20 protein-coding genes and 1 pseudogene are annotated in these 22,616 nt (G+C 66.6%); 10 read left to right on the forward strand and 11 right to left on the reverse strand.

The features are described from left to right. The 3 genes and pseudogenes from AC04MI_RS14875 to AC04MI_RS14885 form a co-directional block, all read left to right on the forward strand. Positions 1-355: pseudogene (locus AC04MI_RS14875) on the forward strand (type VI secretion system ATPase TssH); the annotation flags it as partial. A 75-nt stretch (positions 356-430) separates the two neighbouring features. Continuing rightward, on the forward strand, positions 431-784 hold the full coding sequence (locus AC04MI_RS14880; protein WP_288851917.1) for a hypothetical protein: 354 nt from the start codon (positions 431-433) through the stop codon (positions 782-784). Positions 785-930: 146 nt separating this feature from the next. Next, positions 931-2,370, forward strand: coding sequence for a coniferyl aldehyde dehydrogenase (locus tag AC04MI_RS14885; RefSeq protein ID WP_436079199.1), 1,440 nt, complete (start codon positions 931-933; stop codon positions 2,368-2,370). On the opposite strand, the gene AC04MI_RS14890 is transcribed toward AC04MI_RS14885, so the two are convergent. Beyond that, positions 2,342-4,240 (reverse strand): ATP-binding response regulator, encoded by a 1,899-nt coding sequence (locus AC04MI_RS14890; protein WP_260668039.1) that lies wholly within the window; start codon positions 4,238-4,240, stop codon positions 2,342-2,344. The genes AC04MI_RS14885 and AC04MI_RS14890 overlap by 29 nt on opposite strands. Then, complete coding sequence (locus tag AC04MI_RS14895; RefSeq protein ID WP_099730786.1) at positions 4,227-4,862, reverse strand: response regulator; 636 nt, start codon at positions 4,860-4,862, stop codon at positions 4,227-4,229. The genes AC04MI_RS14890 and AC04MI_RS14895 overlap by 14 nt, the downstream gene beginning before the upstream one ends. Positions 4,863-5,025: 163 nt before the next feature. On the opposite strand from AC04MI_RS14895, the gene AC04MI_RS14900 reads away from it, so the two are divergent. The 3 genes from AC04MI_RS14900 (at position 5,026) to AC04MI_RS14910 (ending at position 7,661) form a co-directional block, all read left to right on the forward strand. Then, positions 5,026-5,631, forward strand: coding sequence for a hypothetical protein (locus tag AC04MI_RS14900; RefSeq protein WP_099730785.1), 606 nt, complete (start codon positions 5,026-5,028; stop codon positions 5,629-5,631). 167 nt (positions 5,632-5,798) lie between these two features. Further along, positions 5,799-6,320: a GNAT family N-acetyltransferase gene (locus AC04MI_RS14905; protein ID WP_056065189.1), complete on the forward strand. Its 522-nt coding sequence runs from the start codon at positions 5,799-5,801 to the stop codon at positions 6,318-6,320. Between the two features lie 174 nt (positions 6,321-6,494). After that, on the forward strand, positions 6,495-7,661 hold the full coding sequence (locus AC04MI_RS14910; RefSeq protein ID WP_436079198.1) for a methyltransferase: 1,167 nt from the start codon (positions 6,495-6,497) through the stop codon (positions 7,659-7,661). Positions 7,662-7,677: 16 nt separating this feature from the next. On the opposite strand, the gene AC04MI_RS14915 is transcribed toward AC04MI_RS14910, so the two are convergent. Then, a complete protein-coding gene (locus AC04MI_RS14915; protein WP_056064929.1) occupies positions 7,678-8,211 on the reverse strand; it encodes a hypothetical protein in 534 nt (177 codons plus the stop codon). Positions 8,212-8,482: 271 nt separating this feature from the next. Between AC04MI_RS14915 and AC04MI_RS14920 the strand changes: the two genes are divergently transcribed. Beyond that, positions 8,483-9,460, forward strand: a complete 978-nt coding sequence (locus tag AC04MI_RS14920; protein ID WP_436079197.1) for a tRNA dihydrouridine synthase — start codon at positions 8,483-8,485, stop codon at positions 9,458-9,460. A 20-nt stretch (positions 9,461-9,480) separates the two neighbouring features. On the opposite strand, the gene AC04MI_RS14925 is transcribed toward AC04MI_RS14920, so the two are convergent. Together AC04MI_RS14925 and AC04MI_RS14930 are read right to left on the reverse strand one after the other, a co-directional pair. Further along, entirely contained in the window at positions 9,481-11,418 is a 1,938-nt protein-coding gene (locus tag AC04MI_RS14925) for a phospholipase D family protein (protein WP_476498058.1), read from the reverse strand. Between the two features lie 148 nt (positions 11,419-11,566). Further along, positions 11,567-12,769, reverse strand: coding sequence for an ammonium transporter (locus AC04MI_RS14930; RefSeq protein WP_056064922.1), 1,203 nt, complete (start codon positions 12,767-12,769; stop codon positions 11,567-11,569). A gap of 210 nt (positions 12,770-12,979) precedes the next feature. Between AC04MI_RS14930 and AC04MI_RS14935 the strand changes: the two genes are divergently transcribed. Then, complete coding sequence (locus tag AC04MI_RS14935; protein WP_436079195.1) at positions 12,980-14,239, forward strand: PA0069 family radical SAM protein; 1,260 nt, start codon at positions 12,980-12,982, stop codon at positions 14,237-14,239. Positions 14,240-14,300: 61 nt separating this feature from the next. On the opposite strand, the gene AC04MI_RS14940 is transcribed toward AC04MI_RS14935, so the two are convergent. Further along, positions 14,301-15,383, reverse strand: coding sequence for a sodium-dependent bicarbonate transport family permease (locus AC04MI_RS14940; RefSeq protein WP_436079194.1), 1,083 nt, complete (start codon positions 15,381-15,383; stop codon positions 14,301-14,303). An 89-nt stretch (positions 15,384-15,472) separates the two neighbouring features. Between AC04MI_RS14940 and AC04MI_RS14945 the strand changes: the two genes are divergently transcribed. After that, positions 15,473-16,372 carry a LysR family transcriptional regulator gene (locus AC04MI_RS14945; protein WP_476498059.1) on the forward strand — a complete coding sequence of 300 codons (900 nt, stop codon included), beginning with the start codon at positions 15,473-15,475 and terminating at the stop codon, positions 16,370-16,372. Between the two features lie 117 nt (positions 16,373-16,489). Here the strand turns inward: AC04MI_RS14945 and AC04MI_RS14950 are convergent, their stop codons facing one another. The 3 genes from AC04MI_RS14950 to AC04MI_RS14960 form a co-directional block, all read right to left on the reverse strand. Further along, entirely contained in the window at positions 16,490-17,530 is a 1,041-nt protein-coding gene (locus AC04MI_RS14950) for a DMT family transporter (protein WP_436079193.1), read from the reverse strand. A gap of 185 nt (positions 17,531-17,715) precedes the next feature. After that, a complete protein-coding gene (locus AC04MI_RS14955; RefSeq protein WP_108496985.1) occupies positions 17,716-18,003 on the reverse strand; it encodes a GNAT family N-acetyltransferase in 288 nt (95 codons plus the stop codon). 100 nt (positions 18,004-18,103) lie between these two features. Then, entirely contained in the window at positions 18,104-18,973 is an 870-nt protein-coding gene (locus AC04MI_RS14960; protein WP_436079192.1) for a LysR family transcriptional regulator, read from the reverse strand. Positions 18,974-19,110: 137 nt separating this feature from the next. On the opposite strand from AC04MI_RS14960, the gene AC04MI_RS14965 reads away from it, so the two are divergent. Then, positions 19,111-20,145 (forward strand): NAD(P)H-quinone oxidoreductase, encoded by a 1,035-nt coding sequence (locus AC04MI_RS14965; RefSeq protein ID WP_436079191.1) that lies wholly within the window; start codon positions 19,111-19,113, stop codon positions 20,143-20,145. Between the two features lie 76 nt (positions 20,146-20,221). Here the strand turns inward: AC04MI_RS14965 and AC04MI_RS14970 are convergent, their stop codons facing one another. Together AC04MI_RS14970 and fghA are read right to left on the reverse strand one after the other, a co-directional pair. Next, the gene (locus AC04MI_RS14970) at positions 20,222-21,940 is read right to left on the reverse strand and encodes a phosphoethanolamine transferase (RefSeq protein ID WP_436079190.1); all 1,719 of its coding nucleotides are present in this window, start codon (positions 21,938-21,940) and stop codon (positions 20,222-20,224) included. A gap of 36 nt (positions 21,941-21,976) precedes the next feature. Further along, positions 21,977-22,616: S-formylglutathione hydrolase (gene fghA / locus AC04MI_RS14975; protein WP_476498060.1), on the reverse strand; the 640-nt coding region annotated here is incomplete at its 5' end.

The raw sequence follows: 22,616 nt of genomic DNA on the forward strand, positions 1-22,616 counted from the left end.
CTTCCGGCCTGAGTTCCTGAAYCGCATYGAYGAGACCGTGGTGTTCCATGCGCTGGATGCCCAGCAAATTGCCTCGATCGCCAAGATCCAGCTGCAGCTGTTGCAATCCCGGTTGGCGAAGATGGATTTGGAGTTGCAGGTGTCCGACGCTGCCTTGGCAGAATTGGCCAAGGTGGGGTTCGACCCCGTGTTTGGCGCACGGCCGCTCAAGCGGGCGATCCAGCAGCGCATAGAGAATCCGCTGTCCAAGCTGTTGCTGGAAGGGCGATTCCCACCCAAGAGTGTGATTCCGGTCACCGTCAACCCTGTCCTGGAGCCTGGTGTGTTCCAGTTCGGAGTCGCCCCGCAAGAGTGATGTGGGCTCGGGAAGCGGTTGCGGTTTGATTCAGCACCGCAATCTGCATCCCAAGTTGTGAAGGAGAGGTGTCGTTTGAATGATTTTGTTGCGGGTGCCGTGAGCCTTCTGTTGCGGCTGGTCGTCATTGCCATGGGGTTGGTCCTGTTTGCCAGCCTTTTGGTCGCGGCCATATTGCTTGCGCTGGTGTGGGTGCTGCGTGCAGGCTGGGCGCGCCTGACAGGACGACCGGTGACGCCGTGGGTGATGGGTGTGGACCCACGCACAGGCTTCAGCACGGTCTTTCGGTCTACGCAGCGGTGGTCTGCTGGCCGCCGCGGCAATAGTGCGCCTGAAGCCGCCAGTGAAGACGCCACCGCATCGCGCCGTGGCGGCATCCTGCCGGGGGCGGCACAGGTCACTGACGTAGAAGCACGCGAAGTCCGTTGATGTGGCAGTGACGGCCGCTGCACTTTGGCTGCAACCAACCCCATCTCGTGAGAGTCCCGTGGTACGAGCGTAAGCCAACGGGCATCAACCCTAGGGCGTCTGCCTTTTTGTGACGCGCCCATCGGGGTGTCTCCTATCATCCATCCATGACACCAGCCGATATCCGCGCACATTTCGATCTTCAGTTCCAGGCCAGCCGTGCGCACGTGGACGTGCCGCTGCTCGTGCGGCGAGAGCGTTTGCTGCGCTTGCGCAAGTTGCTCGATGAGAATGGGCCTGTGCTCGCGGCGGCCGTGCAGGCCGACTTTGGCATGCGGTCACCCCGCCTCACGGAGGTGGCAGACTTCTTGGTGCTGCGCACCTTGCTGTCGCACACGCTGCGCCACTTGGCAAAGTGGGTCAAGCCCCGAAAGGTGCATACGCCGATTCACCTTCAGCCGGCCCACGCTTTCATCCAGCGCCAGCCCATGGGGGTGGTGGGGGTGATTGCACCGTGGAATTACCCGGTGCAACTGGCCCTGGCACCCGCCATCACCGCGCTGGCAGCGGGCAACCGCGTGATGCTCAAGCCCAGCGAGTTGACGCCCCATACCTCGGCCCAATTGGCGCTACTGGTGGCGCAGTTCTTTTCCCCCGACGAATTCTGTGTGGTGCAGGGAGATGCCAACCTGTCCGCCTTGTTTGCCTCGTTGCCTTTCGACCATCTGGTGTTCACAGGCTCCACGGCGGTGGGCCGCAAGGTGGCGCAGGCGGCGGCGCAGAACCTGACACCGACCACGCTGGAGCTGGGCGGCAAGTCGCCCTGCATCATCGACGGCCATTGCGACATGGCGGATGCGGCTCTCAAGATTGCGCACGGCAAACTGCTCAATGCGGGGCAAACCTGTATTGCCCCCGACTATGTGCTGCTGCCGCGTGGACGTGAGGGCGAGTTTGCGCAGGCTTACCGGGCCGCAGTGGCGCGCCTGTTCCCCACCATCGAGGGCAACGCAGACTACGCCTCCATCATCACGCCCCGCCACCATGCCCGCTTGCGCACGATGCTGCAGCAGGCGCAAACACAAGGGGCAGAGGTGCACACCATCGACCCTAGCGACGGCAAACCTGTGGTGCCCACCGTGGGAACGCTGGGCGACGGTGCAAGCCGCCAGATGCTGCCCACGCTGGTGTTTGGTGCCACGTCGCAAATGCAGCTCATGCAGGAGGAAATTTTTGGTCCCATCCTGCCCGTGATCTCGTACGAGCGGCTGGACGATGCCATTGCCCACATCAACAGCGGGCCCCGCCCGTTGGCGCTTTATTGGTTTGGCCAGAGCGAGGCCGTGCGCGACGATGTGCTGCGCCGCACCGTCAGCGGTGGGGTGACGGTGAACGACACGCTGATGCACATTGCGCACGACAACCTGCCGTTTGGCGGTGTGGGGGACAGTGGCTGGGGCGCCTACCACGGTGAGCAGGGGTTCCTGCGCTTCTGTCACCAGAAGTCGGTGCTGGTGCAGTCGCGCTGGGCCATGGGCTCGCTGTTCTATCCGCCCTATGGGGCCAAGTTCGACCAGGTCATGGGGCTGCTGCGCCACTGGTTGTAGTGCTTTGTGTGAGTTGCCCGGGTGCTGTCTGACCGTCTTCCGGTTCGTCGTCCACCATGGCAGCAGGCAGCGGCGGTTGGGTGATGAGCTGCACCATCGCATCGCGCAGCTGGCCGGTGGACACCGGCTTGTGCAGTAGCAACGCGGAGGTGGACTGCGCGTCGCGCAGGCGCTGGGGCGAGGTGTCACCCGTCATGATGATCGCGGGCACGTTGGTTCCCAGGTAGGCTCGCAGCGCCTGCAGTACCTGTTTGCCGGTTTCTTCATGGCGCAGACGGAAGTCGGTGATGATGATGTCGGGCGTCACGTCCTCCAGGACTTCCAGGGCGTCTGCGCTGGATTCTGCCGTCATGCACTGGCAGCCCCAGCTTTGCAGCAATGACTGCATGCCCAGGCGCACGGCCTCGTCATCGTCGATGGCCAGCACCTTCAGGCCTACCAGGCTGCGGCCGTCCTGGGGTGTGGTGGCATCGTCCTCCAGCGCTCCCTGCCAGCGGTCAAGCCACAGCCTGAAGACAGACCCCTTGCCAGGCTGCGAGCGCAACTCCACGGAGGTCCGCATTTCACGCGCCAGGCGCTGCACGATGGCCAGGCCCAGGCCCAGGCCTTTGCGGCGGTCACGCTCCGGGTTACCGAGCTGGTGGAACTCCTTGAAGATGTGTTCCCACTGGTGCTCGGGGATACCCGCCCCGGTGTCCCACACCTCCAGCGCCAGCCGTTTTCCGCGCGTGCGGCAGGCAATCAGTACACCGCCCTGGGCGGTGTAGCGCAGGGCGTTGGAGATGAAGTTGTGCATCACCAGGCCGACCAGGGAGCGGTCGGCAAACGCGGCGGCAGAGGTCTCGCGGGTGCGGTACACCAGGCCGGCCGTGTCGGCCTGCACGCCAAACTCCTGCTCCAGCGCGGTGAGCAGGGGCTGCACCGCAAACGCGGCTGGCCGCACCTTGACCACGCCGGCCTCCAGCCGGGAGTAGTCGAGCAAGGTGGTGAGCATCTCGGCCGCAGCGCCAGACGCGGCATGTGCGTGTTTCAGCACGGTGCGCTGGTGGTCATTGAGCGGGCTGCGGTGCAGCGATTCCAGAAACAGACCCATGGCATGCAAGGGCTGGCGCAGGTCATGGCTGGCAGCCGCCAGAAAGCGGGATTTGTCGCGGTCGGCCTGCTCGGCGGCCTCCTGTGCCGCCAGGGCCCGCTGCGATTCGGCCCGCAGCTGGCTGACCAGGCGTTCGTTTTCCAGCTTGAGCGCAATGCTGCGCCTTGTGGCACGGTCGGCCGTGCGTGCCTGCAGGCAGGTCAGCGCGTAATACACCCCGGTCAGGAACAGCGCAGGCCACATCACGGGCCCACCCGCCAACGCCACTGACAGCATCACGCCGCCGATGGCGCTGGTGAGGTAGGTGACGTAGGCCCGGTAAAGCGGCGCGCCGAGCCCGAGCGCTCCCGACGAGACGGTGCTGATGATGCCGATGGCGTAGATGACGCTGTCGGAGTTGCCCCAGTACAGCACCACATAGCCCAGGCTGCCCCAGCTCAGGCCCATGGCCGCCATGCAGGCGATGAGCTTGCGCGCGGCCTGCGGCGCAGGATTCACAAACGGTGCAATGCTGCGCAGCGTGAGGTACACCCCGGCCACCACCAGCGTGTGCGAGACCAGCCATACCGTAATGGCCTGCGTGTCTGCCACGCGGGCCATGACCCAGAGCGTGCCCAGGGCCGTGGCCAGCGATGCCAGCAGCGTCATCGGAAAGTTCTGTCGCAGCAGGGCTACCTGTTCGCGCAGGACCTCGTCGCGCTCCCACACCGGCCAGCCCCAGCGTGTGGGTGGTATCACCGGTTCGAGGGGCAGCGGACTGGTTTCAGAGGGGGTCATGAAGCTGCGGGGTGGACAGGCCCAGGCGCTGGGCCGCCAGCAGCGCAGCGCTGCGGCTGTTGACGCCCAGCTGCGCAAAGATGGCCGCCACATGCACACGCACCGTGTTCTCGCTCAGCCCCAGGTCGCGGGCGATCACCTTGTTGGGCCTGCCCGTGCACAGCAGCGACAGCACATCCAGTTGCCGCGCCGTGAGGGATGGCGTGTCGGGCCCCCGCACGGTGGCGCTGTTGCCGCTGTTGATCGGAAAACACGGCTGGCCTGACAGTGCGCAGCTGATGGCCTCTAGGATGTCCTCGGCGCTGGCGGACTTGGGCAAAAAGCCATCGGCCCCGCGCGCGCGCGCTTCGTGGATGGCATCGGGTGCCACGCTGGCCGACACCAGAACGATGCGCGCCCGGGGGCACGCCTGTCGCAACAGTCGCAGGCCGTCCAGCCCGCTCATGCCGGGCAACTGGATGTCCAGCAGGACCAGGTCGATCTCCGCCTGCTGCAGTGCGCAGGCATCGGCGATCGATCCGGCCTCGGCAATGCTGCCCACGCTGGGGTGGTCCTGCACGATCAGGCGTAGCCCCGTGCGGAACAGGGTGTGGTCATCCACAAGCAAAAGACGGGCAGTCATACAGGCAAGTATTGCGCACAACCGGGTGTTGCGGGCTAGTCCATTTGTGCGATGGACGCACGGATGTGCACTTTCTAGACTTTCCGTCAAGCATTGAAAAGCACTTTGGGTGCGCACCAATGCGCAAACCTTCGTAACCACTCTCCGTTTTCAAAGGGTTCCCATGACGATCAATGCACACACCCATGGCGCCAGCACCTCCGAAGCAGGCCTGCACCACAGCGAACGACGACCCGCGGCCAACCCTGGCGCAGCCCATGCGGGCACGGGCCTGGGGGGCAACAGCGTGGCGCTCATCGTGCAGGAGCACTGCCCCGACATGCTGGCGGCAGCCGGCGTGGTGATCGAGCACCTGGACGCCCAGGCTGGCACCTGGCAGTTCTCGGCCGACGCTGGGCAGACCTGGCGTGGCATCCGCACCGACCTGATCAACCGGCCGGGCAACCTGGGCCTGGCACTGGACCGCGACGCGCGCCTGCGGGTGCTGCCCTTTGGCGGCCACCGGGTGACGGGGGCGCGGGTGGCGTTCCATACGGTGCAGCGCAGCCATGGCCAGGGCAACGGCAGCTACCGCGCGTATGCCAGCGAAGACCGCGATGGCGGTTCGCGCACCGTCACCCTGGTGCTCAGCCTCGCGGCCATCAACGGCGCCCCACCGGCAGTGCATGTGCCCCGCCCCCGCAACAAGCGCGCGATGGTGCAGCGCGCAGCGGCAGCGGCCACTGCGGCTGCGGGGAGCGCCTTGTCGGGCGCCATGGTCATGGCCTGAGGGTCGGCTGCGGGCCCCTGCGCATGCGGGGCGTGGGGGGCGAAAAGCGAGGCAGGGAGGCGTGACCGACAGGGCTGCGCTACCCGCCTGTCAGGGTGGAAAAACCGTTTGCGGCGACAATGCCGGTCCTTTTGTTTTTTCATTCCCCGTTTTCGTTCGGTTTTTTCATGTCAAGTATCCAGGTTCGTCCCGCTACGCTTCGCGATGCCAAAGCCATCGCCCAGATCCACACTGTCTCTGCCCAAGAGGCTTACAAAGGACTGGTGCCAGACGAGCAGTTGAAATCTATGTCGGTCGAAAAGCGCCAGGCCTACTGGCGCGAGGCCATTGAATATTGCGAGCCCCAGGTCCAGGTGGCGGTCGATGGCGAGAAGATCGTCGGCTTTGTCGGCTACGACCGCTCGCGCGATGAAAAGTCCCGCCCCACCACTGGTGAAATCTGGGCCATCTACGCGGCCCCCACCCATTGGAACCAGGGCGTAGGCCTGGCCCTGTGGGACGCCGCCCGTGATGGCCTGCAAGAAGAAGGCTGCACCAATGTCACCGCCTGGGTGCCGCTGCGCAACGAGCGCGCGCTGCGCTTTCATGAGCTGGCCGGCTTCAAGCGCGAGCTGTCCACCGCCAAGACCGCCGTGATCGGCGGCGTGAAGATCGAAGAAGTGCGCCTGAAGCGCCCGATCAACGCATAAAGTGCGACGACACCCCCCTGCGCCGCTGCGCTCGTTCCCTCCGCTCTTGCTTCGCTGCGCTGCGCGGGCAGGGGGACGATGCCTTCGCTGCGGGGCGGCCCTTGCTCGGCATCCCCGGCCTGCCGCGCGCCTGTTTCCCACACTACGGACTGTGCGCGGCACTGTCAGACTCTGATGCCAACAAATCCTTCCACCATCCACTGGACCCACCAGGGCCAGCCCCAGCAAGCCCTGTGGCGCTCCGAGAGTGGCGCCTCCGCGCCGCGCCGGGTAGAGGGGGCTGACGACACGCTGGCCGCCGACACGGCTTACCGCATGGCCTGTGAGGGGACGGGGTTGCTGTGGCAGGGTGATTTCCAGAACGCGCGGCACCTGCTGCAAGCGCTGATGCGCCGGGCCGACAAGAAGCCCCGCAAGGCGGCTGCAAGGGCGTCCCAGAAACTGGCGGCGGCCACGGCGGCCGAAGCGTTTCACCTGCACCGCCAGGCACAAGCGCAGCGCGCGCGGGTGCTGGCGTCGGTGCTGATCCCGCTGGAGGGGGACTACAGCATTGCGCTGCGTCGCGCGCCCGACTGGCGCCAGGCCTGCACAGAGGCCTGGGGGCCTGCGACCGGCGAGCGCTCGGTGGCCACGCTGCGCGAGCTGCTGGGGCTGGTGGGCGCGCATGAATGGCGCAAGAAAGGGGTCGAAATCCCTGCGCTGGGTGCCCCGCCGCTCAACCGCATTCACCCGCACTATGGTGTGTTCTCGCCGGTGCGTGGCGAATACGTGGGGCTGGTGGCAGCAGCACCTTTGCCCAGCAAGGCCCTGGCGTTTGATATTGGCGTGGGCACGGGGGTGTTGTCGGCCGTGCTGGCGCGCCGTGGCGTGCAGCGCGTGGTGGCCACCGACCAGGATCCCCGGGCACTGGCCTGTGCGCGCGAGAACCTGCAGCGCCTGCAGCTGCTCGACCGTGTCGAGTTGCAGCAAGCGGACCTGTTTCCACCGGGCCGGTCGCCGCTGGTGGTGTGCAACCCCCCCTGGGTGCCGGCGCGCGCCAACTCGCCCATCGAACACGCCGTGTACGACGAAGGCAGCCGCATGCTCAAGGGCTTTCTGGCAAGTTTGGCGGCACACCTGGAGCCCGGCGGCGAGGGCTGGCTGATCCTGTCGGACTTGGCCGAACACCTGGGCCTGCGCCCGCGCGAACATCTGCTGGCCTGGATTGCCGAGGCGGGCCTGGTGGTGCGTGGCCGCCATGATGTGAAGCCGGTGCATGCCAAGGCTGCCGACGCGCAGGATGCGCTGCACGCTGCGCGTGCGGCCGAGGTCACGTCTCTGTGGCGGCTTGCTGCGGCCTGAACCCGCACAGACCGGCTCAATCCAGCAGCGCAGGCTGCGTAGTGGCAAAGTTTTCAGCCACCGGGCTTGCGGGCAGCAACTGGTCCAGCCGCTCACGCAGGCTGGCGGCACGCTCGGCGCCTGCAGCGAGTGCCACTTCTTCAAACATGGCTTCGCCCACGTCCAGCATGCTGGTGCGGTCCTTGGCGGCGCGCAGCGCCTCGCGGAAATGCTGTGCCAGCACAGGGTCGCGGCGCGCAAACAGGCGCTCGCAGGTGTCAAACAGGTACATGCGCGCACCGGCCAGCGACCGCAGGGACTCACCCGGTGCCGGGCGCTCGATCGACGGTGCTGTGGGCTCCGGCGTGGGCGGCAGGTCTGCCGGCCCGGTCAGGTAGCCCTGGCGCATCAGGTTCTCGACAATCTGCGCGCCAATGCCGTTGTACATGGCTTGCAGGTCTGACAGCGGTTTGCCGTCGGCCAGCAGGAGCAGGGAGCGTTCGCGCAGGCTCAGGGTGCGCACGCCAGGGGAGAGTTCCAGGCGGGCTTTGTCGGTTTTTTGCAGCAGCATGGGGTGTCTCCGTGGCGGTCGGTCTCTGGAGCGACGATTCCACCAGCCGGGCGTGACGCCGTGATGACCCCTTGGGATGTCCTGCATCACAATCGTGGGCTGGTTGGCGCTGCCTCAAGCGCCGCATGCCTGCGCAATTGCTCCTTATTTGATAGCTGCTTGGGCATATTGCACTAGCGCTTGGTGCTGTTTTTGTTTGATTTTCGCTGCTGAGTGCCTGTGGAGGCTCTTTTTTTCGGAGAGGGCTCACCGAGCCAGCAGTCCCCCTGAGATGACCTTGCTGCTCGCCCCGATGGAGGGGCTTCTGGATTTTGTGCTGCGCGACGTGCTGACCCGCGTGGGCGGCGTGGACCGCTGCGTGTCGGAGTTCATCCGCATCACCGGCACCCTGCTGCCCGACAAGGTGTTCCTGCGCTACGTGCCCGAGCTGCGCAACGGCAGCCGTACCTTGGCCGGGGTGCCCGTGCGGGCCCAGTTGCTGGGCTCCGACCCGGTCAGCATGGCCGAGAACGCCGCGCGCCTGGCGGCGCTGGGCCCCGAGGGGATCGACCTGAACTTCGGCTGCCCCGCTAAGGTGGTCAACCGCCACGGCGGTGGCGCGGCACTGCTGCAGGAGCCTGAGCGCATTGCGGCCGTAGTGGCTGCGGTGCGCCGCGCCGTGCCGGCGCACCTGCCGGTGTCGGCCAAGATGCGCCTCGGGTTCAACGACATCCACCTGATGCGTGAATGTGCCCAGGCCATGCAGGCAGGGGGCGCTGCCGAGCTGGTGGTGCACGCGCGCACCAAGGCCGACGGCTACCGCCCACCGGCCTACTGGGAGCACATCCCCACCATCCGCGCGGCGGTCTCCATCCCGGTGGTGGCCAATGGCGAGATCTGGACGGTGGCCGACGCGCAGCGCTGCCGTGAGGTGTCGGGCTGCGATGCGCTGATGCTGGGCCGAGGCATCGTGGCGGACCCCGGTCTTGCACGCGCCATTCGCGCTGCCGATGCTGGGCGGCCGGACACGGACACCGTGGTGTGGGCCGATCTGGTGCCACACCTGGCCGCCTTCTGGCAGCTGGTGTGCGACGACCTGGAGCCGCGCCAGCGCGCGGGGCGCCTTAAGCAATGGCTTAACCTGTTGCGCCGCCGGTTTGCCGAGGCCGAGGTGGCGTACCAGCATGTGCGCACCATGACGGACCAGCGGGCGATCACCGCGTGGGTGGTGGACTTGCAGGCGCAAGCCCAGAGCGCCCACGGCGCTTAGGACAGGTTCTCACGACGCCGCTACAGCAGGTGGTCGGGCGCCAGGGGGCCCAGCAGCTGCAGCATCAGCCGCAACGGGGCACTGGCGTCGGGCTCGGTCGTGGCGTCTGGCAGCCCGCTGCCCTCAGGGGCGCGCCAGCGCAGGCCCTGGTCGGTGGCCTGCACCTGCCACGCGGATTCTTTCAGCGCCGTGTCGATCTGAGTGAGGGCCCGGCGAGACAGCTCCGTGCTGCGGATCAGCAGCGCCACCTCGGTGTTCTGCCGCTGCGAGCGCATGTCAAGGTTCATCGACCCCACTGCCAGCAGTCGGCCGTCCACGATCATCAGCTTGGAGTGCAGCATGGCGCGCGAGCTGCCTTGCGAACCCACGGCACCCGCGCCGCCGCCCATGCTGCCCGATACGCCCAGCGCTCCCCGCAGCACCCCTGGCAGTTCACTGTGCATCTCGTACAGCTCCACCCCCATGGCGAGCAACTGCGGCCGATGGCGGGCATAGCCGGCATGCGCAATGGGCGCGTCGTTGGAGGCCAGCGAATTGGTCAGCACCCGCACCCGCACGCCGCGCGCCCTTGCCGCCGCAAAGGCGGCCTCCATGTCCGGCCCCGGCACAAAGTAGGGCGAGATGATGAGCAGGTCGCGCCGCGCTTGGCCCATGAGCTGCAACAGCCCGTCCACCACGGTGTCGGTTTGGGCCTCGGTGGCTTCGGGGCTTGCGCGGGGGCTGTCGGGTGGCGCGCCGTTGGAAGATGCGGTGGCGCTATCGGCCGTTGGCAGCACGCGGGGTGGGGAGGCTGCCGCGCTGTCAGCCGCCGGTATCGTGCGGGAGCCCGAGACCAAGGCGGCAGCAGCGGCCTTGGGGCTGTGGGTCGCCCCTGCGGAGGCGCTGGCGCCTGGGCCCGGCGGCGGTGCTGCCAAGGCCAGAGCAGCCCCATTGCCCATCCATGCGCTGTCGGCCGGGATCTTGGCAGGCTGGTCCACCAGCACGGCCGCCGCAGCCCAGACGAAGGGCGTGCGCTCCAGGTCCATGGGCTCGTAGTTCCAGATGCGTGCCCGCTGCGCGGCGGTGGTGCCTGGCCCCATGTCGGGCGGCAGGCGGTCTGGGGCGCTGGTGCCACCCTGGCCTGCGACACGGCGTCTTCGCCCTTCGTCAGCCAGACGGATGCTGTCGCGCAGGTGGTCAAGCTCGCCCTGTGTGATGAGCGACTGCACCGGGTAGGCGCGTTCGTTGTTCCAGTAGCTGTCRAAGCTGCGCGACAGGTCCCGCACGATGGGGCCTGCAGCCAGCACGTCCAGGTCCACAAAGTTACCCGAGTCGGCATTGCCGAAATAGGCGTCRCCCAGGTTGCGGCCCCCGGTCACTGCCATGGCGTTGTCAGCAATGAACAGCTTGTTGTGCATGCGCTGCTGCACGCGCGAGAAGTCGCCCAGCAGGCCCAGCATGYGGCCAATGGGAGACCCCCTTGCGCCCGTGAGGGGGTTGAACATGCGCATCTCGATGTTGGGCACAAACGCCAGCCGCATCACCTGCGCATCGCGCCCGGTGCTGTGGAAGTCGTCCAGCAGCACGCGCACCCGCACGCCGCGCTGGGCTGCTGCCATCACGCTGAGCAGCAGGCGTTCGCTGCTGGCGTCKGCRTGRATGGCGTAGTACTGCAGGTCSAGSGTTTTCTGTGCGGCGTCCACCAGTGCCAGGCGGCTGCTGTAGGCGGCTTGCGGGCCGCTGAGCAGCGCAAACCCCGAAGCGTGCCGCGCCCCTTCGGCGACCCTGCGTGCTGCTACCAACTGGCCCAGGGGGGTATCGCCAGGGGCCGACCAGGCTGCCGACACCGGGCGGTCCACATCCTTGGGCAGGCCCGCACAACCGGCAAGGGCCATGGCAACCGCCACCAGCGCCATGCCCAGCCAGCCGGGGYGGGCCCGCAGGGGCAGGGTCAAGGACAAGGAGGGCAAAGACAACATGGCGCGATTGTGACCGTGGAGCCGCTGGGGCGCAGGGCTCAGGTATAGCCGTGCGCCGGCCCAGGCGATGTCAGACGGGGCGCCAAGGCGACGGCTGGGCCTTGCACCAGGCGTGGTGCCGGGCCCGGGCCGCCGCCGGTTGGGCTGGCTACCAGCTCACTTCGCGGTCGGGCGTGGCGCTGATCTTGTGGATGCTCAGGTCGGCGCCGTCAAACTCTTCTTCCTGTGTCAGGCGGATACCCACCGTCTGCTTGAGGATGCCGTACACCACCACGCCGCCAACGAGGGCCCAGAGCACGCCCAGGCCGGTGCCGATGAGCTGGGCCGACAGGCTGACCCCGCCCAGCCCGCCCAACGCCTTGCTGCCAAAGATACCCGCAGCCAGTCCGCCCCAGGTGCCGCACAGCCCGTGCAGCGGCCATACGCCCAGCACGTCGTCGATCTTCCATTTGTTTTGCGTCAGGGTGAACATCAGCACAAAAATGGCCCCGGCCACCGCGCCGACCACCAGCGCACCCAGCGGGTGCATGAGGTCCGAGCCCGCACACACGGCCACCAGACCCGCCAGCGGGCCGTTGTGCACAAAGCCGGGGTCGTTCTTGCCCAGCACCAGGGCGGCCAGCGTGCCGCCTACCATGGCCATCAGCGAATTCACAGCGACGAGGCCCGAAAGCTTGTCCACGGTCTGCGCGCTCATCACATTGAAGCCGAACCAGCCCACCACCAGCACCCAGGCGCCCAGCGCCAGGAAAGGGATGTTGGACGGCGGGTGGGCCGAGATCGCACCGTCCTTGCGGTAGCGGTTGGCGCGAGAGCCCAGCAGGATCACCGCCGGCAACGCAATCCAGCCGCCCATGGCGTGCACCACCACCGAGCCCGCAAAGTCGTGAAACTCTTCGCCCGTCAGCGCCTTGATCCAGCCCTGCACACCAAAATGCTGGTTCCAGGCAATACCCTCAAAAAACGGGTACACAAAGCCGACGATGACTGCTGTTGCCAGCAGTTGCGGCCAAAACTTGGCGCGCTCCGCGATGCCGCCCGACACAATGGCTGGAATGGCTGCCGCAAACGTGAGCAAGAAGAAGAACTTGACCAGCGCATAGCCGCTTTGCTGCACCAGCGATTCGGCACCGATGAAGAAATGCGTGCCGTAGGCGACTGTGTAGCCGACCACAAAATAGACCACCGTGGACACCGAAAAGTCCACCAGGATCTTGACCAGTGCATTCACCTGATTCTTTTTGCGGACTGTGCCCAGCTCCAGAAACGCAAACCCGGCGTGCATGGCCAACACCATGATCGCCCCGAGCAAGATGAACAAGGCATCCGTGCCCTGTTTGAGTGCTTCCATAACGTCCTCGCGATAGTGATTGATCGACTCTGGTGCGTTTTCATCCGACGCCACAGATTTGCACCAAGTTGAAGCAAGAAGTGCGCCAGGAGTTGGTGCAAGGCTTTGCACCGAATTGGGGCTTTGCCAGAGGGCGGGTTTGTAGGTGGTGGACAAATACTGTATAAATAAACAGTTTTATCGTGCATGCTGCTCCACCACTCGATCGCCATGAGTTCACTTGACCCTCCCGACGACGACCTGCCTGCACGGCCGCAGGACATCCGCATTCCGCTGCAGGCCATCCGCGGGCGCGGTGCCGCCACGGCCATGGCCCACCGCTTTGCCAAAGACCAGCGCGAACGTGCGGATGATGGGTGGAACCATCCGCGCGCCCTTGGCAGGGCCGAGGGCGTGGAGCAGGGTGGCACGGGTACGGCTGAGGGTGGCAGCCCGAACGGCAGGGGGGCTGAAGAGGGTGATGCATGGGGCGGGGGCGACGAGGGAGCCTGCGCCAGCCCCTCACCCGCCACCCGCGTGCATTTCGAGACGGCACGCAGCGCCATCTGCGCCAACGACTCGCCCGATATCTTTTTTGAACTCTCTGTGAACCCCTACCGGGGCTGCGAGCACGGCTGCATCTACTGCTAYGCCCGGCCCACGCACAGCTACCTCAATTTTTCGCCCGGGCTCGACTTTGAGACGCAGATCGTGGCCAAGCACAACGTGGCGCAGGTGTTGCGGCAAGAGCTTGCACAGCCGCGTTACGTGCCGCGTTTGCTCAACATCGGCTCCGCCACCGACTGCTACCAGCCCGTGGAGCGCGACCTGAAGCTCACGCGCAGCGTGATCGAAGTGATGCGCGAGGCGCGCCACCCGTTTTCGCTGATCACCAAATCCAGCGGCGTGGAGCGCGACCTGGACCTGCTCGCCCCGCTGGCAGCGCAGCGCTTGGCGGCGGTGTACATCACCATCACCACACTCGACGCTGCGCTGGCTCGCCGCATGGAACCCCGCGCCGCCGCGCCCCACCGACGGCTGCGCACCATCCGTGCATTGGCCGAGGCGGGTGTGCCGGTGGGCGTGAGCGTGGCGCCCCAGATCCCGTTCATCACCGAAGACATGGAGCAGGTACTGGAGGCAGCACGCGACGCCGGTGCACGCACCGCGTTCTACACCGTGCTGCGACTACCGTGGGAGCTGGATGCGTTGTTTCGACAGTGGCTTGCCGTGCACTACCCGCAGCGCGCAGCGCGCGTCATGGCCAGGGTGCAAGACCTGCACCCCCTGACCGGGGCCCAGCGCGCAGCCGGCAAGACCTATGACAGCGACTTTGCCACCCGCATGAAAGGCAGCGGGCTCTGGGCCGACCTGCTGCGCCAGCGGTTTGCCAACACCTGCCGCCGCCTGGGGCTCAACCGGGAGCGCGAGGGGCTGGACCTGGGGCAGTTCAGGCCGGGACTGCTGAAAGGGCAGGGGAGCCTCTTCTAGATCCCGTGCCCGCCTCCGTGCACTTTGCACTGCGCGCCGCAGGCCGCAATGCGTTGCCTCGTCAGCCCCCCCACACCCGCTGCACTATCTGGGTGTACAGCGGAATACCCACCAGGATGTTCAGCGGAAACGTCACCCCCAGCGAGAGGCTCACGTACAGCGACGGGTCGGCTTCGGGGATGGCATAGCGCACCACGGCAGGCACCGCGATGTAGGACGCGCTGGCGGCCAGCACCATAAGCAGCACGGCATCCCCCGTGGGCACCTGCAGCAGCCAGGCCAGCGCCAGGGCCAGGCTGGCGTGCGTCAGCGGCCCCAGCACCGCGTAAGCCAGCAGCCATGGCGACTGCTTGCGCACCGCAGGCAGGTTGCGAGCCGTGGACAGGCCCATGTCCAGCAAGAACAGGCACAGCATGCCCTTGAACAGATCGCCCGAGAACGGCTGCATGGCCGCCTTGCCGGCATCGCCAGTCACCATGCCGATCACCATGGCGCCCAGCAGCAGCAACTGGGTGCCGTCGGTGAATGATTCGTGCAGGATCTTGCCCACCGACAGGTGAGGCCCCGGCTTGCCAGGTGCGCCCCCTGCGCTTGCGCCACCCAGCGTGGGGCCCCCTGCCGACGCCATGGCGACCACCGGTGGCACGCGCAGGAGGGGGCTTGTGGGGGTGATTGCCAACGACTGAGCCACCGACTGCCGCTGCCGCATCGCATTGGCCAGCATCACCGCCAGGATGATGGCGGGCGACTCCATCAGCGCCATGGCTGCCGCCATGTAGCCGCCGTAGGCAATGTGCTGTGACTCCAGGTACTGCGTGGCCGTCACAAAGGTCACGGCGCTGACCGATCCGTAGGTGGCTGCGACCGCCGCCGCGTTGAAGCCYGACAGCACCCGCCGCAGCAGCGCATAGCCCACCAGCGGCACCACCACGGCCAGCAGCACCGCCAGCCCCAGACTGCTGGCCACACTGGGTGTCAGGCCTGAAGCCGCCAAGGCAAACCCGCCCTTGAGGCCCAGCGCCATCAGCAGGTAGATGGACAAGAACTTCGAGATCGCCGCCGGCATCTCCAGATTGGATCGGACCAGGCCCGCAAACACTCCCAGGGCAAAAAACAAAATCGCGGGGTCCAGCAAGCTTTGCATCATTCAACTCCTTGTTGGGGGCCGATGCTAGGGATGTGTGGCTGCAAAGTAAAATCGATTCGAACGCGGTTATCTATAGATAAAAATCTATGAACATCACCTTTCGCCAGCTGCGGCTGTTCCTGGCACTGGCCGAGACGGGCAGCGTCAGCGCCGCCGCCAAGGTCATGCATGTCACGCAGCCCACGGCCTCCATGCAGTTGCGTGAGGTGACCCAGGCCGTGGGCCTGCCGCTGTACGAGGTGGTCTCACGCCGTGTACACCTGACCGAGGCGGGACAGGCCCTGGCCCGCACTGCGCGTGCCATCGCGGGCGAGTGGGATGCGTTCGAGCAGCGCGTGTCGGGCGCCAAGGGCCTCACCAGCGGGCGCCTCAAGGTCGCCGTGGTCAGCACCGCCAAATACTTTGTGCCCCGCCTGCTGGGCAGCTTCTGCAARCTGCACCCGCAGATCGATATCTCGCTGGAGGTACTCAACCGCGACCACGTCATCACCCGCCTGCGCAGCAATCTGGACGACCTCTACGTCATGTCCATGCCGCCTGCGGATTTGCCGCTGGAGGACCAGATCCTCATGCCCAACCCGCTGGTTGTCATCGCCCCCGCAGGCCACCCCCTGGCCGCCAAAAAGCGCATCAAGCTCGCGCAATTGCAGACGGAGCGTTTCATCCTGCGCGAAAAAGGCTCCGGCACCCGCATGGCCACCGACGCCCACCTGCGCCAACTGGGTTTTGCGCCCAGCGCATTGCTGGAGCTGGGCAGCAACGAAGCCATCAAGGAGTCGGTGGAGRGACAGCTGGGCGTCTCCATCGTCTCCCACCACGCCCTGGGTCCGCACCACGAGGGGCTTGCCGTGCTCAATGTGCAGGGCTTTCCCATCCAGTCGCAGTGGCACCTGGTCTGGCCCAAGGGCAAGCAGCTGTCACCGATTGCCGAGGTGTTCCGGGCGCATTTGGTGGGGGAGGTGGAGGGCTGGATGGCACTGCGCTAATTGCGCACCCTGCGGGCTCGCCAACGGCGCGTCCCTTGGTGATGACTGGGGGGCGCTTAACGCTGAATGCCGTGCTGCCTGCAAAGGGACGGCCCCGCCACAAGCGGGTGTTCGGTCTCAATGGACATGCCGATGGTGGATGTCCGGGTAGTGCGGATGCGTGTGCTTCAGTGGCAGGTGCGTGTGTCGGTGGCTGTGTTTGCCGCTGCCGCGATGCTCTACGCCATGCGCGTGCTGGTGGTGCTCGTCGTGTTCGTGTTCGTGCTCGTGTTCAAGCGCTTCGTGTTGGTGCTCGTGGCTGTGGTGTTCCGTGAGGTGCAACCACACCCCCAGGCCCATCAGCGCAGCGGCCATCCAGAACACCCATGACGTTGGTTCCGAGAACACCAACAAGGACACAACCACCCCCATGAAGGGCGCGGTGGAGAAGTACGCTCCCGTGCGGGCTGTGCCGAGCCCGCGCAATGCCAGCACAAACAGCACAAGGCTCAGTCCGTATCCTAAAAGGCCGACAGCCATCGTTGCAGACAGTGTGGCCCACGAAGGCCAGGCGGCGCCCATGCTGATGGCCAGCGTGGTGTTGACCGACCCCGCGATCAGGCCCTTGATGCTGGCAACGAAGAGCGCGTCGGAGGCAGAAACCTTGCGTGTGAGGTTGTTGTCGATGGCCCAGCACAAGCAGGCCAGGCCCACCAGCCAGGAGCCCGTGCCGCCGGGTTGCCACGGAGAGCCGGTCTGCCAGCCCAGGGCAATGCCTCCCGCCACGATGGCAAGCATGCCCCCCACGATGCGCCGGTCGGCGTTTTCTTTGAACACCCACCAGGCAATGACTGCGGTCAGCACCGCTTCCAGATTCAACAGCAGCGAAGCCGTGGCGCCGCTGGTGGAGTGCAGTCCCAGCATCAGCGCCACCGGCCCCACCACGCCTCCAAACAGCACGGCGCCCAGGAGCCAGGGCCATTCATTCAAGGGAATGCCAGAGGGCTTGAGCCCGCCATCGCGGACCACACGCACCAGGGCCAGTCCCAGGCCGCTGCCCAGATACAGAAGGCCTGCCAGCAGCACCGGTGGCAGGTCGCCCGTCAGCAGCTTGGCAAATGGGGTGCTGGCGCCGAACAGCACCGCAGCGCCCAGGGCGTAAATGACGCTTTGATTCATGGCGGAATTTTCTACCTGAAGGCGCCTGGCGTCTTCAGCGGCTGTGGGCCGACAGGGCTGGAGTCACTCCACCACCGATGCGCGCGGGTTGCGCCGCCCATCCAGGGGCAAGGGCGTTCTTTGCCATGACCCGCAGTGACCAGCAATGGACCTCCTCGGGCGGGCACCGCTGTCGGCAGGCCTGTTTACACCAGCACGTCCCGCAAAGACGCGTCCTTGTCGAACTGCGCCTTGGCAAATGGGCACAGCGGGACCACCTTGGTGCCTGTGGCCCTGGCCCATTGAACCAGTGCGTCGAGCAGCGCGCGCCCCACACCCTGGCCGCTGAGCGATGGGTCCACCTCGGTGTGGTCCACGATGATCATCGTGGCGTTGGTGCGGCTGTAAGTCATCTCGGCCAGGCGCTGGCCGTTGTGCTCGATGTAGAACGCACCTTTGGCGTCCTGTTCCTGGTGGTGAATGGTGTGTGGCATGTTGGGGCGCAAGGGGTATGGGTCTGCGTCAGAGTATGGTGCATCCGGTGCTGCAGTGGCGGCCCGGCCCGGCGGGGCGGGCTCCATCGGTTTGGGGCGTCTACTGGACTTGGAATGCCTCGGACAGAAACTCTGCGGTGGCGCGCACCCGGGCCGTGCGTTGCAGGTCGGGGTGCATGACTTGCCAGACCTCGTAGTCTGTCGCCCGGCGGCGCTCGGGCCAGATGCGCACCAGGCCTTCGCGCGCCCCCATCCACACCGGCATTTCACCCAGGCCAATGCCCACTGCCACGCCCTTGCGCACCAGCAGACTGGAGCGCACGGCCAGTGCAACCCTGGCCTGGCGCGCAGGCACGCCCGCCATGGTCAGAAACGGGCTTTGCTCCAGGTAAGGCGCGTAGGCCACCAGGTGGTGGCCGCGCAGTTCGTCCTCTGGCACCGGCATGCCAAAACGCTCGACATAGCCCTCACTGGCGAACAGGCCCACAGGCCACGACACCACGCGGCGCACCACGAGGTCGGGCGTCTCGGGTCGGACGTTGCGGAAAGCGATGTCCACCTGGCGGCGGCTGAGGCTGAGCAACTGGGTGGACACCTCCAGGTCCACGCGAATGTGGGGCCAGTGCTGTTGCAGGCGCTCAATGGCGGGCATGAGCAGGTCGATGGCGATCGAGTCGGTGCTGGTCACGCGCACCAGGCCGCCGGGGCTGGTGTCCTGGCCCTCGATGCGGGTGCGCAGGTCCAGGGCCGCGCTTTCCATGCGGCGGGCGGCGCCCAGCGCTGTCTCGCCTGCAGCGGTGAGCAGGTAGCCGTCCTTGGCACGCAGAAACAGCTTGGCGCCCAGTTCGGCCTCCAGCGCGTTCAGCCTCCGCCCGACGGTGGCCTGGTCCACGCCCAGGCTGCGCGCGGCGGCGCGCAAGGAGGGCGCGCGGGTCAGGGCAAGAAAGATGCGGGTGTCGTCCCAGTTCATGGCGGTATGGAGGTTGCGGATGAGGGGTGAGTGTGATGCAAATTTGCATCGCTGTAGAGCGAAATTGCTGCGTTTAAATCACTGCGTGGCGCCCTATCCTTGAAGGCACTGAAACCATTGCTTGAGGAGTAACACCCATGTCCACACCAGCGGCCGAACAACCTGCAAACCCCCAACCCACCATGCAAGCCATCGTGTTCGATGACTTCGGCGGCCCGGAAGTGCTGGTGGCGCGCGAGATCCCTGTCCCCGAGGTGCGCCCGCACGACCTGCTGGTGCGCAACGCCGCCATAGGCGTCAACCGGGCCGACCTGCTGCACCGCAAAGGGGCCTATGGCCGCGCCTACTTTGGCGATGCCGACACCATGGGGCTGGAGATTGCGGGCACGGTGGTCGCCATGGGGCCCGAGGTGCAAGGCTTTGCCGTGGGCGACCGCGTGATGGGCATCGTGGGCGGCGGGGCCTACGCCGAGCTGTCGCGCATCGACCACCGCATGGCTGTGCCGGTGCCTGCGGGCATGGACTTGGTAGCCGCTGGCGCCGTGGCCGAGGTGTTCGTGACCGCGCACGAGGCGTTGTTCCACCTGGCGCGCTTGCACGCGGGCGAGTCTGTGCTGATCCATGCGGCGGCGGGCGGCGTGGGGTCAGCCGCCGTGCAGCTGGCCCATGCGGCGGGTGCGCGCGTGTTTGCCACGGCGGGGGGCGACAAGCGCGGCGCCGTGCTGGGTTGCGGGGCCGATGTGTTCATCGACTACCGCAGCGAAGACTTTCAGGCGGTGGTGGACCAGGCCACGCAGGGCCGGGGCGTGGATGTGGTGATCGACTTCATCGGGGCTCCGTACCTGCAGCGCAACGTGCGGTCTCTGGCCGACGGCGGACGCCTGGTGTCGGTGGGGCTGCTGGGCGGTGCGCAGGGTGCGGAGCTGCCCATGGATGTGCTGCTGTACCGACACCTGCAGATTTTTGGCACCGTGATGAAGTCCCGCCCGCCCGAGGTCAAGCAGGCCATGGTGCAGCGGTTTGCCCAGCAGTGGCTGCCAGCCTTGGCCGCTGGAGTGATCCGGCCGGTGATCGACAGCACGTTTGCACTGGCCGATGCTGCACAGGCCCATCGGCGCATGGAGTCTGGCGCCAGCATCGGCAAGATTCTGTTGTTGCCCCAAGGGAGCTGAGTTGGCTGCGCCCTGCGCCACACCTTTGTGGCACAGGGCTGCCGGGGCCGTCCGCCTGGCCCCGCCTCGGTCCGCCTCAGCCCGCCGCGGCGGGCTTGCGGCACGCGGCAAACATGTCCAGCTCGGTGTTGTACGCCTCGGTCTTCACATCCATCAGGCCCAGTACCGAGTGGAAGTAGTGGTCGTGCGTGATGCGTCGCTCGCCCAGGTCTTGCTGCAGGCAGCCCGTGGCGAGGTGGGTGCGCGCCTGCATGGTGGGTGACAGCCAGGTGATCCAGGGCACGTGTTTTTGCACGTCGGGGGCAATGGAGTAGGGCAGACCGTGCAGGTAAATGTTGTTCTCGCCCAGCGACTCGCCATGGTCTGCTACGTAAATCATAGCTGTCTGGGCATGTTGTTCCTGCGCTCCCAGCCACTGGAGCACTGAATCGAGGAAATGATCGGTCTCGACGATGCTGTTGTCGTAGGCGTTGACCACCTGCTCGCGCTGGCATTCCTGCAAGGCAGTGGAGGTGCATTCGGGGCCGAACTTCTTGTTCTCGGGCGCGGAACGCTTGTAGTACGCGGGGCCGTGGCTGCCCATCTGGTGCATCACCACCACGGTGCCACGCTGGCGCTGCTCGGCGGGTAGGGCGGCGATCTGGGCGTCCAGGTCCTTGAGCATCACGCGGTCCAGGCACTCGCCGCCAGCGCACAGCGCTGGGTCTTTCTGGGTGCTGGTAATGGTCTCGCCCACGCGGTCGCACACGCCCTTGCAGCCCGACTGGTTGTCCACCCACAGCACCGCCAGGCCGGCGTGGTGCAGCACGTCGATCAGGCTTTCGTAGTTGGCCGAGCGGCCTTCGTAGCCTGTGCGGCCCAGGTGCGAATACATGCAGGGCACCGACGCTGCGGTGCTGGTGCCGCAGGACCAGGCATTGCGCGCACTCACCAGGTCTTTGCGGGCTGACAGGCGTGGGGTGGTGTCGCGCTCATAGCCGTTCAGGCCAAAGTTGCCGCTGCGGCCCGTCTCGCCCAGCACCAGCACCAGCAGCGGGGGCTTGGCCTGGCTGGCGTAGCTGGCGCCCAGCTGGGCGTCACGGCCCAGGGGCAGGATCTTGCTGGTGTCCATGCGCAGGGGCTTGGTGGCAATGTTGCCCAGCGCGTACACACTGTTGAGCGGGTTGATCAGGTAGCGCAGCTTGGTGTGGTTGCGCATGGTCGATGCAAAGTCCTGGAACACGAGCAGCAGGCACACCACGATGACGGCGATGGAGCCTGCCAGCAGCAGGCCGTTGTGCGCCACATGGCGCAACGCGGTCAGGCGCTGCACGGGGCGGCGGTACAGCCACAACAGGGGCGGCACGGCCAGGATGAGCACGGTGCCCAGCATGCGCAGGTTGATCAGGTCGCCTGCTTCCTTCACGTCGGTCTGCATCACGTTGACCAGCATGCTGGCGTCGATGGCGATGCCGTAGGCCAGCATGAAGTACGCGCCAAACGCGGCCATCAGCACCAGCACCAGCACGGCGGGCTTGAGCGTCCAGCGCCAGGCCAGCAGGCTCAGCAGCGCGGCGTTGCCCGCCGCGACGATGAGCGCAAATGCCAGCGCAAAGCCCCAGCCACGCAGGCTGCCCTGGCCGGGCAGTTGGGCCACCTCTTGCCACAGCGGCACGTTGCAGGCCGTAGCCAGCCAGGTGCTGACCAGCACCACCACCCATGCAGGATGCATGGGGCGGGGGGCAGGGGAGGCGGTGGGGGGCTCCGAGCGTGAAGCCGGGGCAAAGGGCAGCAGGCGCCGCAGGGACAAAAGCATAGCCCGCTAGTGTGCTGCCAGTTGCTTAAGCGCGCATTAATGTCCGGCGCCAAGACCCCGCGCATGGTGGGCCAAATGGTCGCCCACAAAGCTCTGCACAAAGTAGTAGCCGTGGTCGTAACCCGCATGCCGGCGCAGCGTGAGCGGCTGGCCGATGGCCTGGCACGCGGCCTCGAACAGGTGGGGGTGCAGCTGGTCGGCCAGGAATTTGTCGTCCAGCCCCTGGTCGATGAGGATGCCCGCCGGGTAGGGCGCGATGGGCTGGTGCTGCATCAGCACCGTGGCATCGTGCTCCAGCCAGGTGGTGCGGTCGGGGCCCAGGTAGCCGGTGAAGGCCTTTTCGCCCCAGGGGCACTGGGTGGGCGCGCAGATGGGCGCAAAGGCCGACASCGWCTTGAASCGSCCSGGRTGSCGCAGSGCSAGSGTGAGCGCGCCGTGSCCGCCCATSSWRTGGCCGAAGATGCCCAGGYGCTGCCCGTCGATGGGCAGGTGCTGGCCCACCAAGGGCAGCAGCTCTTGCAGCAGGTAGCTCTCCATGCGCCAGTGCGTGTTCCAGGGGCTCTGCGTGGCGTCGAGGTAGAAGCCCGCGCCCACGCCAAAGTCCCAGCTGGCCGTGGCGCCGGGCAGGGCCAACACGGCCTCGCCGCGCGGGCTGGTGTCGGGCGCGATCAGGGCC

This window comes from Acidovorax sp. LjRoot204 (genome assembly GCF_056175785.1).